18 protein-coding genes are annotated in these 13,830 nt (G+C 54.6%); 17 read left to right on the top strand and 1 reads right to left on the bottom strand.

The window, feature by feature from the left end:
• Window positions 1-208 precede the first annotated feature (208 nt).
• From JYE49_RS08010 to JYE49_RS07945, 14 genes are all read left to right on the top strand, one after another.
• On the top strand, window positions 209-757 hold the full coding sequence (locus JYE49_RS08010) for a GNAT family N-acetyltransferase (protein WP_093957193.1): 549 nt from the start codon (window positions 209-211) through the stop codon (window positions 755-757).
• Between the two features lie 14 nt (window positions 758-771).
• Entirely contained in the window at window positions 772-1,584 is an 813-nt protein-coding gene (locus JYE49_RS08005) for a class I SAM-dependent methyltransferase (RefSeq protein ID WP_093957194.1), read from the top strand.
• 12 nt (window positions 1,585-1,596) lie between these two features.
• Complete coding sequence (locus tag JYE49_RS08000; protein ID WP_093957195.1) at window positions 1,597-2,115, top strand: GNAT family N-acetyltransferase; 519 nt, start codon at window positions 1,597-1,599, stop codon at window positions 2,113-2,115.
• The gene (locus JYE49_RS07995; protein WP_093957196.1) at window positions 2,112-2,894 is read left to right on the top strand and encodes a class I SAM-dependent methyltransferase; all 783 of its coding nucleotides are present in this window, start codon (window positions 2,112-2,114) and stop codon (window positions 2,892-2,894) included. Before JYE49_RS08000 ends, JYE49_RS07995 begins: the two co-directional genes overlap by 4 nt.
• 103 nt (window positions 2,895-2,997) lie before the next feature.
• Window positions 2,998-3,351: a TIGR04076 family protein gene (locus JYE49_RS07990; RefSeq protein ID WP_093957197.1), complete on the top strand. Its 354-nt coding sequence runs from the start codon at window positions 2,998-3,000 to the stop codon at window positions 3,349-3,351.
• 10 nt (window positions 3,352-3,361) lie between these two features.
• The gene (locus JYE49_RS07985) at window positions 3,362-3,871 is read left to right on the top strand and encodes a GNAT family N-acetyltransferase (RefSeq protein WP_093957198.1); all 510 of its coding nucleotides are present in this window, start codon (window positions 3,362-3,364) and stop codon (window positions 3,869-3,871) included.
• Window positions 3,872-3,903: 32 nt separating this feature from the next.
• Window positions 3,904-4,803, top strand: a complete 900-nt coding sequence (locus JYE49_RS07980; RefSeq protein ID WP_093957199.1) for a carbohydrate kinase family protein — start codon at window positions 3,904-3,906, stop codon at window positions 4,801-4,803.
• Window positions 4,804-4,873: 70 nt separating this feature from the next.
• A complete protein-coding gene (locus JYE49_RS07975) occupies window positions 4,874-5,482 on the top strand; it encodes a helix-turn-helix domain-containing protein (protein WP_093957200.1) in 609 nt (202 codons plus the stop codon).
• Between the two features lie 13 nt (window positions 5,483-5,495).
• Window positions 5,496-6,005, top strand: a complete 510-nt coding sequence (locus JYE49_RS07970) for an NUDIX hydrolase (RefSeq protein WP_093957201.1) — start codon at window positions 5,496-5,498, stop codon at window positions 6,003-6,005.
• Window positions 6,006-6,031: 26 nt separating this feature from the next.
• Window positions 6,032-6,751: an HAD family hydrolase gene (locus tag JYE49_RS07965; RefSeq protein ID WP_093957202.1), complete on the top strand. Its 720-nt coding sequence runs from the start codon at window positions 6,032-6,034 to the stop codon at window positions 6,749-6,751.
• Entirely contained in the window at window positions 6,748-7,197 is a 450-nt protein-coding gene (locus JYE49_RS07960; protein ID WP_093957203.1) for a GNAT family N-acetyltransferase, read from the top strand. The genes JYE49_RS07965 and JYE49_RS07960 overlap by 4 nt, the downstream gene beginning before the upstream one ends.
• 20 nt (window positions 7,198-7,217) lie before the next feature.
• Window positions 7,218-7,763: a BUD32 family EKC/KEOPS complex subunit gene (locus JYE49_RS07955; RefSeq protein ID WP_093957204.1), complete on the top strand. Its 546-nt coding sequence runs from the start codon at window positions 7,218-7,220 to the stop codon at window positions 7,761-7,763.
• Window positions 7,764-7,878: 115 nt separating this feature from the next.
• On the top strand, window positions 7,879-8,385 hold the full coding sequence (locus tag JYE49_RS07950) for a phage holin family protein (protein ID WP_093957205.1): 507 nt from the start codon (window positions 7,879-7,881) through the stop codon (window positions 8,383-8,385).
• A 27-nt stretch (window positions 8,386-8,412) separates the two neighbouring features.
• Window positions 8,413-9,177, top strand: a complete 765-nt coding sequence (locus JYE49_RS07945) for an HAD hydrolase family protein (protein WP_093957206.1) — start codon at window positions 8,413-8,415, stop codon at window positions 9,175-9,177.
• Between the two features lie 106 nt (window positions 9,178-9,283).
• On the opposite strand, the gene JYE49_RS07940 is transcribed toward JYE49_RS07945, so the two are convergent.
• Window positions 9,284-10,471, bottom strand: coding sequence for a DUF2130 domain-containing protein (locus tag JYE49_RS07940; RefSeq protein WP_093957207.1), 1,188 nt, complete (start codon window positions 10,469-10,471; stop codon window positions 9,284-9,286).
• 177 nt (window positions 10,472-10,648) lie between these two features.
• On the opposite strand from JYE49_RS07940, the gene JYE49_RS07935 reads away from it, so the two are divergent.
• From JYE49_RS07935 to JYE49_RS07925, 3 genes are all read left to right on the top strand, one after another.
• Entirely contained in the window at window positions 10,649-11,632 is a 984-nt protein-coding gene (locus tag JYE49_RS07935) for a biotin--[acetyl-CoA-carboxylase] ligase (RefSeq protein ID WP_179217311.1), read from the top strand.
• 8 nt (window positions 11,633-11,640) lie between these two features.
• The gene (locus JYE49_RS07930) at window positions 11,641-12,171 is read left to right on the top strand and encodes a biotin transporter BioY (protein WP_304582543.1); all 531 of its coding nucleotides are present in this window, start codon (window positions 11,641-11,643) and stop codon (window positions 12,169-12,171) included.
• 144 nt (window positions 12,172-12,315) lie between these two features.
• Entirely contained in the window at window positions 12,316-13,773 is a 1,458-nt protein-coding gene (locus JYE49_RS07925) for an alpha-L-fucosidase (RefSeq protein WP_093957210.1), read from the top strand.
• Window positions 13,774-13,830: the final 57 nt, after the last annotated feature.

The following is a 13,830-nucleotide window of genomic DNA, read 5'->3' as shown; positions in this document are numbered from 1 at the left end:
AGCGCTTCTCTGTGAAACGGTACGTGTGTGAACTGAATAATTATGCTGTCGTCGCGAACGTTGAATGGCTGGTCCGCGTTCATTTTACGTACCCTCAAGCACACATCAGAGAAGCGTAGCCCCGGCAGATCCGGACAAGGTTTATCAAGCCGCTTATCTCTGATGATAAGCGGCTTTTTAGTTTACATCCCGGAAGGAGAATGAGGCCATGATTTTCACGGAAAAAACCATCACACTGAAGGACGGACGAAACTGTATCCTGAAGCCGCCTGTTCCGGAAAAAGCGGAGGAAATGATCAGCTACCTGAAGCAGATCGCCGGCGAAACCCAGTTTATGTCGCGCTATCCGGATGAGATCAGGAAAGAAGCGGAAGACGAACGGGCATTTCTCAACAGGACGCTGGAGGATCCGAAAGCTGTGATGATCGTGGCTGAAGCAGACGGGAAGGTAGTCGGGAGCTGCTCCGTATTCAGTAACCAGGAGAAACGGAAGATCCGCCACCGGTGTTCCATGGGGATAGGCCTGCTGGAGGAATACTGCGAACAGGGCCTGGGCACGGCCATGCTCAATATGCTGATCGAGATGGCTAAGCAGATGGGCTACGAGCTGATGGAACTGATCGTGGTGGCGGACAATACCCGGGCGCAGGGTCTGTACCGCAAATGCGGATTTATCGAAAGCGGCCGGTATTATCACGGGATGAAGTTTGACGACGGAAGCTATCACGACGAGATCCTGATGTATAAAGAACTGTGAAGGAGGATGGAAAAATGCGCGAAGAGAAAGAAGCGATCCGCTCCCATTATGACGCGGATCCCCTGAAGGAATGGGACCGACTGCAGAAAAGGACTCCTTATGAAAAGTATATTACGACCCATATGATGGACCGGTATATCCAGCCCGGCAGCAGGATCCTGGATATCGGCGGAGGCCCGGGACAGTATTCCATCCACTACGCGAGGCAGGGGCATACGATGACGCTGCTGGACCTGAGCGACGAGAACGTGCGCTTCGCAAAAAAGAAAGCACGGCAGTACGGGGTGAAGATCACGGCGGTGCAGGGAGACGCAACGGATCTGTCCCGGTTCCCTGACAATTCCTTTGATACGGTTTTCCTGATGGGACCGCTGTATCACCTGCTGACAGAGGAAAGCAGGATCCGGGCCATCCAGGAAGCTAAACGGGTCCTGAAACCCGGCGGATACCTGTTCAGCAGCTTTATCCTGACCTTCGGCGGGGTTGTCTACGGCATGCGGGAAATCCAGGAAACGATCCTGATGCCGGAAGAAGAGGAATTCTATGAACTGGCCGCAAAGGGGGAAAGTTTTTCCGGAGAGTCCTTCACCTACGCGTATATGATCACCGTCGAAGACGCGAAGAAGCTGCTGGCTTCCATCCCCGGCCTGAAGACAGAGACCGCTTTCAGCCAGGAAGGAATCCTGGCACCCTACAAGCGGGTGCTCAGCAAGAGCCCGAGGAAGATCAGGAAAGCCTGGTGCGACTACGCACTGCGGTTCTGCGAGAAGGAAGAGTACCTGGCACATTCGGAGCACCTGATGATTGTGTCCCGGAAGGAAGCATAAGGAGAGAAGAAGATGAACATTAACCTGGAGACGGAACGGCTGATCCTGCGGAACCTGACCCCGGATGATTACCGGGAAGTATTCAAATGGTGCGGGGATCCGGACGTGGCGCGCTATATGGTTTATCCCGTATACACGAAGGCGGAGGACGTGAAAGCGTGGCTGGAGACACTGGATCCGGACAGTCCGGACGATTATGACGCGGGCATCGTGCTGAAAGAAACCGGAGATCTGATCGGAAGCGGCGGCCTGTATTACTGGGAAGAAGAGGACCTCTGGACGATCGGGTACAACCTGCGGAAAGATCAGTGGGGAAACGGATATGCTGCGGAAATGATCCGGGCGGTACTGGAACTGGTCCGGAGCCAGAGGGATGTCCGGGGAATCCGGGGAACGTTTGCCAGGGAAAACAACCGAAGCCGCCGGGTGATGGAAAAGCTGGGCATGACCTATGAAAAAGACGTGATCCTGACCAAGCTGGACGGAAGCAGCAGCTATCCGGGTGAAGAATACAGGAGGTTGTTCCGATGAATTATCTGGATGAATTCTACAGTGTCTGTGATGAAGAAAACCGGCTCCTTTCCCGGCACGGCCAGGTAGAGTACCTGACCACCATGAAATACATTCATGAATGTATAGACGGGATGGACGATCCCTCCATCCTGGAGGTCGGAGCGGGAACAGGAAGATACAGCGTGACCCTGGCGAAGGAAGACTACCGGATGACTGCCGTGGAACTGGTGAAACACAACCTGGAAGTGCTGAAATCAAAGCTGGACGGAACGGAACCGATCCGGGCCCTGCAGGGGAATGTGCTGGACCTGTCCTTCCTGCCGGACAACGCCTTTGACTTAACTATGCTGCTGGGACCGATGTATCACCTGTATACCCGGGAGGATAAACTCCGGGCGTTAAGGGAAGCGGTCCGGGTGACGAAACCGGGCGGATATATCCTGGCAGCTTACTGTATGAACGAGCCGACGGTGATCAATTACGCGTTCGGATCCAAACATGTGCAGGACCTGCTGGAGCGGAACATGCTTTCGCCGGACTGGCACCTGGGCAGCGACCCGGCGGAAGTATTCGACCTGATCAGGACAGAGGAGATTGCTTCGCTGGACGCTGAAATACCGGTGGAACGGGTGAAGCTGATTGCCACGGACGGCGCGACCAATTACCAAAGGGCGATGGTTGACGAAATGGACGATGAGACCTTCAGGAAATGGCTGGAGTACCACTTCGCAATCTGCGAACGGCAGGATCTGATCGGGGCATCCCATCATACCCTGGATATCCTCCGGAAAAACTGAAAGAGCATTCCGTGATTCCGGATTGCAACTTTCAGACAAGATCTCTATAATCAAAAGCAGACGGAAAGAACTGTAAAAAGATGTAAACGTACGGGAGGTCTGTATGAAAAAGTGGTATGACGAGGAATATGAGTTCACGGTTGAAGTGACAGGATTCCTGCGGGGAGATCATACGGAACGCTACTGCCGGAACGGGGAAGAACCTGGCGACAAATACACCTGCACCTACGGCTGCCCGGTGAACCAGGACGGACAGGGAATCTGCTCCAAGACGATGATGATTCTCTATCCGCTGATGGAGGCTGTGCGCAGCGGCGGAGACCTGGAGAACCTGGGCGGAGACAGCAAATATACCAAAACGATTGTGTGCCCGGACGGCTGCGTGATGTTCAGGCTGACCGCAAAGCCGCTGGGGAATGAGAATTTCCATAAAGGCGGGTTCTGGAAGGAACCCTGAAGGGAAATATATGCTGAGACTGAGACCTTACAAGGCCTGTGACGCACAAACGATTGTTTCCTGGATCGGGGACGAAACCATGTTCCGGAAATGGAGCGCGGACCGGTTTGAGTCCTATCCGATTACAGCGGAGGACCTGAACCGGCACTATGACAGGATGGCTGATTCGGACTCCTTTTATGAAATGACAGCCTTCGATGAGACCGGCGTGGCGGGACATCTGATCATGCGATTCACGGATGAAAAGAAAACCATTCTCCGGTTCGGCTTTGTGATCGTGGACGACGGGAAGCGCGGATACGGATACGGCAGGGAAATGCTTCAGCTGGCTATCCGGTATGCTTTCGATATTTTGAAGGCGGACAGGATCACCCTGGGTGTTTTTGAAAACAACGAGCCGGCATACCGGTGCTACCGGGCTGTCGGATTCCGGGATAAGGATACCGGAGAAACGGAATACTATCACTTTGGGAACGAAGCCTGGAAATGCCTGGAGCTTGAAATGGACAGGCCTGAATAAGGCAGGGAGAAAGCCGGGAGGGAAAACGGTATATGGCGCAGCAACATGACGTGTATCTCTTTGGACAGATCCTGGGTACCCATTCTTTCCTGCTGAGGGACGGATTCCTCCAGCCGGATGAATACGCGGAAATCAAGGACCAGTATTTCCTGCCGGGTGGTGAAACCGGGACGGCGGCAACAGTACTGGATTCTCTTGGGGTGTCCGTCAAAATGGACGGGACATGGATCGGCACAGAGGTCGCCCCGATGCTGAAGGCGTTTTACGCGGACAAGCAGGTGGACCTGTCTTCCATGTGCTTTACAGAAGATCCCGGTGTGATGGACTATGTGGTGATTGCCGGGTTGGTTCGGTCTCCCATGGGCCGGTTCCAGACGCTGTTTTCCACGGGAGAACGCTGGTGGAACATTCCGAAGGAAGAAGATATCGCAGGCTGCAAAGCAGCGGCAGTGGATCCCTATTTCCGGGATGAATCCCTGCTGGCAGCTGAACTCTGCCGGAGGAACGGCGTACCCTTTGTGACGATTGACAGTCCGCATGATTCCCGGCTGCATCAGATGGCGGCGGTGAATGTGGTTTCCAAAGAATGTGTACCGGAGTATTACGCGGGCATGGCGCCGGAAGCTGTTATGGAAAAGATGCAGCAGGAAACGGACGGGCTGACCATTATCACCCAGGGCGGGGGAGACATGCTCTATGCCCGGAAGGGAGAACCCATACACCGGATGAAGCCGTTCCCTGTGACAGTCCGGAGCACGCTGGGCGCCGGTGATACCTTCAAGGCGGGCTGCGTATACGGACTGATGCAGGGTATGCAGGATGAAGAACTGGTGCGGTTTGCCAGCGCTTGCTCTGCAATCGCTATTTCCCGGTTCCCGCTGCCGCTGAATCCACCGAAACTTGAAGAGGTAAAGGCGCTGACAGGCAACTGACACTCTACGAAGCGTAGGTTGCAGGCAGCGGTCGGCGGCGCTATGCTCATCCGGAAAGGAGTGATAAGAAATGGATCACTATGTAACCGGAGCAACGATCAAGGCGCTGCGGGAGAAACAACGGATGACACAGGCAGAGCTGGCGGAAAAACTCTGCGTCAGCGATAAGACCGTATCCAAATGGGAAAACGGAAGGGGATTTCCGGACGTATCCCTGCTGGAACCGCTGGGAAAGGCACTGCATATATCCGTGGCGGAGCTGCTGTGCGGGCAGGCTGTTGTGAATACCAACCGGGCATCCAATATGCTGAAAAGCCGGTTTTATGTATGCCCTGTGTGCGGAAATGTGCTCTTCGCGAGAGGGGACGCGATGATTTCCTGCTGCGGGATTCAGCTGCCGGCACTGGAAACGGAAGAGCCGGATCCGGCACACAGGCTGGAAGTGCAGATGGTGGAGGATGAGATTTATGTATCCGCAGAACATCCCATGAGCAAGGAGCATTACCTGTCCTTTATCGCCTATATGACACCGGACAGCTGCGAGATCAAAGCACTGTATCCGGAAGGAAATGCGGAAACGCGGTTCTTTTTCCGCAGAAGCGGATGGCTGTATTACTACTGTAACCAGCACGGGTTATTCAGACAGAAAACAGACAGGACGGTGAACGTCCTGGAATGACGGGAGTTCAGAAATGGAAATCTGGGATTTGTATGATGAACAGGGAAGAAAGACCGGAGAAACATGGGAACGGGGCAGGATGCAGGAAATTCCCGAAGGGAGATATCATCTGGTCTGTGATGTCCTGATCCGGCACCGGGACGGGACGTTTCTCCTGACCCTCCGGGACGACCGTAAGGAAGCGTTCCCCGGCTGCTGGGAAGCCAGCGCCGGAGGAGCCGCCCAGGCCGGCGAAAACCCGGAGGAAGCGGCACGGAGGGAAATGCGGGAAGAAACCGGACTGGAGGCGGAAATGCTGGAGCTGATCGGGATTACCCGGAACCCGAAGACAAGGTCGGTAGTTTATGCCTACCTGGCGGTGGTGGACTGCGCGAAAGACGCTGTCCGGCTCCAGGAGGGAGAAACGGTGGATTATCAGTGGACAGAGCCGGAAACATTCTTTGGCCTGATTCCCAAAGAACCGGTGCTGAAAAAACAGTATGCGAGGTATAAACCCTACCTGGATCAGCTGGAAATTGGCTGACCGGGATACAATGACCGGAGAGTATTATGATCAATCAGATAAAGGACAAGAAGGTTATTTTCTTCGACGTAGGCTATACACTGGACAGGCCGGCATCAGGCGACTGGATGTTTACCGGAAAGTTCCTGGAGCTGGCCGGGGAGAAACTGAAACAGCACAGTGAGGCGGAAATCAACGCGGCCAGGGATGCAGGACTGCGTTATCTGGCGGAGAACCACCTGGTGACCTCTGTTGAGGAGGAACAGAAGCAGTTTTACCGGTACTATTCGATTGTTTCAGAACAGCTGGGCCTGGGACTGACAACAGACGAACTGGAACAGGCGGCCCGGGACCGCACCTTCAATATGGAAAACTATATTCCATATCCCGGGATTCAAGAGGTGCTGGAAACCCTGAGCAGGACGCATAAGCTGGGGATCATCTCTGACACGTGGCCGAGCATTGAACAGCAGCTGGAGTACATCGGTGTTTCCCGATACTTTTCCTTCCAGACCTACAGCTGTTTTGTGGGCGTGTTCAAGCCGGACAGGCACATGTTCCTGGACGCATTGGGCAAATGCGGCGCAGCGCCTGAAGAGACGGTTTTTATCGACGACAGTGTACGCAACCTGGAAGGAGCGGCTGAACTGGGAATCACCCCCATCCTGATCGCGGCCAATCCGGCAGCGGATGTGGAAACATCCTATCTGAAAATACATGACCTGAGGGAACTGATCCGGTCTGATGAAACGGAGGTAGGCGAATGAGTCTTGCGTTTGTCCAGACCGGTGTGGAGAACCCGGACGCACAAACGCTCCTGCGGGAGCTGAACGAAACCCTGATGGGTATTCTGGGCCATAACGGAATGGCACATGTTTGCTTTGACGACTTCAGCCAGGACAAAGGCTTCTTCCTGGTGGGATATGATGACGGTACTCCTGTGTGCTGTGCCGGGCTGCGTCAGTTGGACGACGAAACCGGGGAAATCAAGCGCGTGTATGCCAGAAAGAACCGCAAAGGCATCGGCGCCGCATTGATGAAGGCCATGGAAAAACTGGCCGGGAAGACCGGCTACAGGCGGCTGGTGCTGGAGTGTCGGGAAGGCAATCCCCACGCCATTGAATTCTATAAGAAGAACGGATACCAGGTCTGCGAAAATTATCCGCCCTATGAGAACGAAGTGGACGCCGTATGCCTGGACAAGGAACTGTGACAGGGATTCAGGAGGGAAAAATGGACAAGGAAGTGCAGGTGTGCGGGGAAACCTACCGGATTATCCGGCTGCTGGGGCACGGTAAGGGCGGGTATTCCTATCTGGCGGAAAAGGACGGCCGGCAGGTCGTGCTCAAGCAGATCCATCACGAGCCCTGTGAGTATTACCATTTCGGCAACAAGATCGAGGCGGAACGCCGGGACTATGAACGGCTGCGGCAGGCCGGGATCAGGATTCCGGAGATGATTGCCATCGATGAGGAAGCTGAACGGGTGGTCAAGGAATATATTGCCGGCGAAACCATATTCGACCTGGTGAAGGACGGGAAATCCGCCGATCCCTATCTGGAACAGGTGCGGGAAATGGCAGCAAAAGCCAGATCAGCGGGACTGAACATCGATTATTTTCCGGCGAATTTTGTGATCCGGGACGGCCTGATCTGGTATGTGGATTACGAGTGCAACGAGTACATGGATGAGTGGAATTTTGAGAACTGGGGAATCAGATACTGGTCCCGGACACCGGAGTTCCTGGCATATCTGAAAGAACACGGACAGGCGGAATAAATCCGCCTGTTTTTTTGTCCGGAACTGACAAGGAAAAATATGGCAAACTTGTGATTGATTTTACCGGGATACTGATGTATAATCCCGCTAATATTTTTTCAGGAGGGAAACGCCTGTGAAGAAGAAATACGGATGGACAGTCTATGGAATCCTCGGACTCATCTTTGCACCGATGGGGCTGCTGTTTCTTGTGCTGGGTGTGGCTTTGTGGTCTGCAGGCGCCGGACAAAAACCGGAAGATCCTATCATATTCCTGGCAGTTTTCGGAGGGGTTGGCGCCATTTTCCTGCTGATCGGCCTGCTGTGCCTGGGAAAGGATATCCGGCGCAGGGCCCGCCAGCGCCGTGCCTATGAGGGCGGGTACTACGTGATGGCTAAAATTGCCGGCGTGAAGGCGAACCGGAACGTGAACGGTGCGCACGGGAATCCGTATATGCTGGAATGCCACTATACCGATCCGGATTCCGGCGTCGCGCATGTGTGGTACAGCCGGTATCTGTATACGGATGTGACGGACCTGTTGAAGTCGGATGAAGTGCCGGTTTATACGGACCGGTATGATTACAGCGTCGGCTTTGTAGATGTTGACGCGATCCTTCCGGAAATCCGTGTTCATGGTTAAAAACATAAAACTGACGGAGGAAAGTCGATGAACCAGCTGCCCTATCTTGCGGTGATTGTTGACCTTGACCGGACGCTGCTGCGGACGGACAAAACCATTTCAGACTATACCCTTGATGTGCTGCGAGACTGGCAGCAGGCAGGCGCCTATCTGTTTGCCGCAACTGCGAGGCCGGAAAGAGCCATCATGGATTACCGAAGGATTATTGACTTCCAGGCGGTAACCACGCTGAACGGGGCGCGGACCATTACGCCGGACAGGGTGTATGAGAATACCATTGCAACGGAGGACGCCCTGTCCATCCTTAAACAGCTTTCCGGGATGGAAGGCGTGGTGATCTCCGTGGAGGCCGAGAACGGCATTTACGCCAACCAGGACATTCCCATCTGGAGTCCCCGGGTGATTGAAAATATCGGAGAGCTTCCCCGGCGGGAAAAGATCTATAAGGTCCTGGCCAGTCATCCGGACTGTCCGCCGGAGCAGATCCTGATTGACCTGCCGGAAACGGTATACAGTACCGTGGCAGATAAAAAACTGCGCCAGTATATGGGCGGTACCGCAACCAAGTGGCGGGGGATTCAGCAACTGCTGGACAGTGTGAAACTGGAGGCAGAACAGGCCGTGTATTTCGGCGATGACAACGACGATGTGGAGCCGATCCGGAGATGCGGATACGGTGTGGCGGTGAGCAACGCGCTGGACTGCGTCAAAGCTGTAGCGGATGAAGTGGCGGAGAGCAATGATGACGACGGCGTGGCCCGGACACTGGCCAGGCTGTGGACACGCAGCTGATATATCAAGGGATTCCTCGACTTCGCTCGGAATGACACCTGATGCACGTCATCCCATTCCAGGAACAAAGTGAAATTAGAAATGTCTGAAAACAGAGAAGCCGGGATCAGTCAATGCTGATCCCGGCTTCTTCGAACTTGTCCCGCATGGTGGGGTTGCCTTTCGTAAGCTTTTTGATCGTAAGATCCTGGGCCTTATCATTGGCCAGCCGCAGCTGGTTGCCGGACTTGGTGAGGGATTCCTTGACCTTTTCCAGGTGCTTGATGGTTTCATCAATCTCGCTGATGGCCTTATCAAAATGAGACTGGGCAATCTGATAGTTCTTGCCGAACTTGTCCCGGAACTCCAGCAGCGCCTGGTCAAACTGCTGGACATCCAGGCTCTGGCGGCGTACGGTTTCCAGCTCCCGGCGGACCTGCGTGTTGGAAAGCGCGGCGTTGCGCAGAAGGGAGATGAGGGGCAGGAAGAACTGGGGACGGACGATATACATCTTCTCATACCGGTACTCGGTGACAATGCCCGCATTGTACAGGTCGCTGTCAGGCTCCAGCATGGTGACCAGCACCGCGTACTCGCAGTTTTTCTTTTTGCGATCCTTGTCCAGCTTGTCGATGAAGTCATCGTTCTTATGCTTTTTCTCGGTGGCGTCCGCCTCATTCTTCATTTCGAAGAGGATGGAGAGGAGGGGAAGCCCGTCCTCCGTTTCCTCCCGGTAAACGAAGTCGCCCTTGGTGCCCTCGATGACCTCATTATCCTTTTCAAAATAGGCGCGGGGGAAGGCCATCATCCGGACCTGGTTGAAAGTGGTCAGGCAGTGCTGCTCCAGGCTTTCACCGATCATCTTGGTGGACTGGCGAAGCTTGAAGTCCCGGTACTGTTCCACTTCCGCCTCCAGACGCGCCACCTCGGTTTTATGCGCTTCCTTCAGGCTCTGCTCGCGGATTTCGGCTGCCTGCTTTTCCTGAATCACTTTTCCGCGCAATTCAGTAATCTCGTTTTCTTTTTCCTGAATGGCTGTCCGGACGGCAAGCTGTTTCTCTGTTTCCGCCGCACGGGCGCTGTCTTTCAGATGGTTGATTTCCAGGTCTTTTTCGGTAAGAGCCTGCCTATGCTTTGCGTTCAGCTCGGCCAGTGCCTTTTCCTGGACAGCGGCGCTTTCACGGCGGACGGAATTGACCCGGTCCTCCACTTCTTTTTCAAACAGCGCGTTGCGAACCTGTGAAACGATGGAGGCATAACCGGCCTCATCCACCTGAAAAACCTTCCCGCAATTGGGACATTTGATCTCGTTCATGGATAACCTCCCCGGAAAAAACCGGCAATCTGATCTGGTTTTCTGAATGCCCTATTTTAGCACAGGGAAAAGGAAAATGTCCACGAGGCAAATTGTCACCCAAAAGAGACTGAAAAGGTTGACGATCAGGAGACGATAATGATATCATCACCCGGAAGAAACGGAGGGACGGCCTGTATGTATATCAGGGAAAAGGCGCTGGCACTGCTGGAAACCGGAGAAACGGTATCCGGTGAACAGCTCGCGAAGGAGCTGGGTGTAAGCCGGAACGCGGTGTGGAAGGTGATGAAACGCCTGCGGGAAGACGGCTATGAGATTGAAGCGGTGACAAACCGTGGATATCGGCTGGTTTCTGCCCCGGATGTGCTGAGCGAGGCCGGAATCCGCAAATGGCTGAAGACCCGGGAGCTGGGCAGGGAGCTCGAAATCCATGACCGGCTTGATTCCACAAACAACCGGGCCAAGATGCTGGCTGCAGCCGGGGCAAAGCATGGCACGGTGATCATTGCCGACAGCCAGAGCGGCGGCCGGGGCCGGCAGGGACGCAGCTTTTTCTCTCCAGATCACAGCGGCGTATATATGACAATGATCCTGAGACCCGACTGCGCACCGGACCAGGCAGGATTGCTGACCTCCCTGGCGGCTGTGGCAACGGCGCGGGCTGTGGAGAAGACCGCGGATGTGAAGGCGGATATCAAATGGGTGAACGACCTGTATATCAGCGGCAGGAAGATCTGCGGCATCCTGTGCGAGGCAGGCCTGGGCATGGAAGCCGGAAAGCTGGAATATGCCGTGGCCGGGATCGGTGTGAATACGGCGCGGATGCAGTTTCCGCCGGAACTGCAGGAGATTGCAACCTCCATTGGCAATGAGTGCGGCGAAGCCCCGGAACGGAACCGGCTGATTGCCGAGATCCTGAACGAGACAGAGGCCCTGCTGGGAGACCTGAAGACAGGACATTTCCTGGAGGAAAGCCGGAAACGGTCCAACGTGATTGGCCGGACGGTGACGGTCATCGAAGGAGACAAGAGATATCCGGCCAAGGCAGTGGATATAGATGACCAGGGCCGGCTGGTGATTGAAACCGAGGACGGACGCACCTGCCTGAACTACGGTGAAGTAAGCCTGAAACTGACAGACAATGGAGCAGAGGGAAAATGAGTAGGAAAATGAAGACATTGGATATGACAACGATCGCTGTGATGGCGGCATTGATCTGCGTGGCGGGACCGCTGACGATTCCCGCAGGACCGATTCCGCTGTCCCTGGCGACTTTCGCGGTTTACCTGGCCGGATCTGTGCTGGGACGAAAAAAAGGAACTATTGCGGTGGGGCTCTATCTGCTGATCGGTATCATCGGGGTTCCGGTGTTCAGCGGCTTCAGCGGGGGATTCCAGAAGCTGGCCGGGGTGACCGGCGGGTATCTGATCGGTTACCTGCCCTGCGCGTATATGTCCGGCGAAGGCGCGGAGAAGAGAGAACAGATCGGCTGGTGGTATCATCCGCTGATGATGATCGCAGGGACGGCGCTGCTGTACCTGGTGGGCACGGTGAATTTTATGCTCCACACAGGAAACGGCCTGGGCGCGGCACTGGCCCTGTGCGTGGTGCCATTCCTGATCGGTGACGCAGTTAAGATTGCTGCGGCGGCACTGCTGACAGTACCGGTGAGGAAAGCGGTTAAACTAATTAAGAATTAAGAATTCAGAATTAATACCTGAACGTGTGCGGGAACCGTACACGTTTTTTTTCTGCGGAGAAGGAAAACAACAGTAGAAAATAGAAACGTTTCGTGTATAATGTATAGGAGTAATCAACAAAGCGAAGAAAGAGCGGGTTGAAGTATGAGATTTGAGCCGACGTTTGAATCACTGAGACAGTATTCCGCACCGGAATGGTTCCGGGACGCCAAATTCGGAATCTGGAGCCACTGGGGTCCCCAGAGCGTGCCGATGTTCGGTGACTGGTATGCCCGGAACATGTATATCCAGGGCCAGCCGCAATATGAGTATCACCTGCGTCACTACGGCCACCCTTCCAAGTTCGGCTACAAGGATATCTGTGCCCTGTGGAAGGCGGAAAAGTTCGATCCGGACGCGCTGATCGCAAAGTATTACAAGGCAGGCGCCCGGTATCTGATGACCCAGGCGACCCATCATGATCACTTCTTCAACTATGATTCCCAAATCAACCGCATGAACAGCATGAATGTGGGGCCCCACAAGGATATCCTGGCGCTGTGGAAAGCCGCGGCAGACAAGTATCAGCTGCCTTTCGGCATCAGCGAGCACCTGGGGGCTTCCTTCTCCTGGTGGCGGGTGAACAAAGGCTGTGACAAGACCGGTCCTTATGCGGGTGTGCCCTATGACGGCAACGATCCGGCGTATCAGGACTTCTACCACGCGAACCAGGAGCATGGCACAGGGGAGGACCTGACGCCCTGGTATACCGATAACGAGCAGTTCCGGGATTACTGGCTGAAGTGCGTGAATGAGATGATTGATAAGTTCAAGCCTGACCTGCTGTATACCGACGGCGTGCTGCCATTCGGTGATCACTGGATGGCGGAACAGGGCAAACTGACGGATCTGTCTGTATATAACCGCGGCCTGCAGGCGGTGGCCAGGCTCTATAACACGTCCATTGACAAACACGGAGAAAACCAGGCGGTGTACCTGCAGAAGGACCGTCGGGAAGAAATCTTCAGCGTGGGTGTGCTGGATATTGAAAAGAGCCAGCTGCCCGGTATCATGCCGGAACCGTGGCATACAGATACCTGTATCGGCAACTGGTTCTATGACGTGCATCATCCCTACAAGAGTCCGGAACAGATTGTGGAGATGCTGGTGGACATTATCTCCAAAAACGGCGTAATGCTGCTGAATATTCTCCAGCGGCCGGACGGCACCATCGACGAAGACGCGGAATACATCCTGGACAGGCTGGCGGAGTGGTTCGCCATCAACAGCGAGGCGGTTTACGGTACAAGGCCGTGGCGGACCTTCGGCGAGGGTGAAACGCGGGTGAAGATTGACGGCTTTACCGAGGAAAAGACGGACTGGAACCTGAGTGACGTTCGCTATGTGCAGAAGGAGGGCGCGGTTTATGCCTTCCTGCTGGGTGCAAAGGGAGGAGAAACATTAACGCTGCGCAGCTTCGCGGAGGATGAGGTGAAGAGCGTGGAGCTGCTGGGATACGGACCGGTGGAGTTCAGGAAGGACTACGGGGTAGTAGTCGTGAAACTGCCGGAGAGACTTCCAAGTTTCTGTGCTAACACGCTGAAACTTGGAATCAATGCATAATGCACAATGCATAATTAATACTCAAAACGCATGAAAAAAGAGTGTCCTGTGAAGGAC

This window comes from Aristaeella hokkaidonensis (assembly GCF_018128945.1).
Taxonomy (GTDB): Bacteria; Bacillota; Clostridia; order Christensenellales; family Aristaeellaceae; genus Aristaeella; species Aristaeella hokkaidonensis.
The sequence above is the reverse complement of the archived record's forward strand: the minus strand, read 5'-3'. Positions and strand labels throughout refer to the sequence as shown.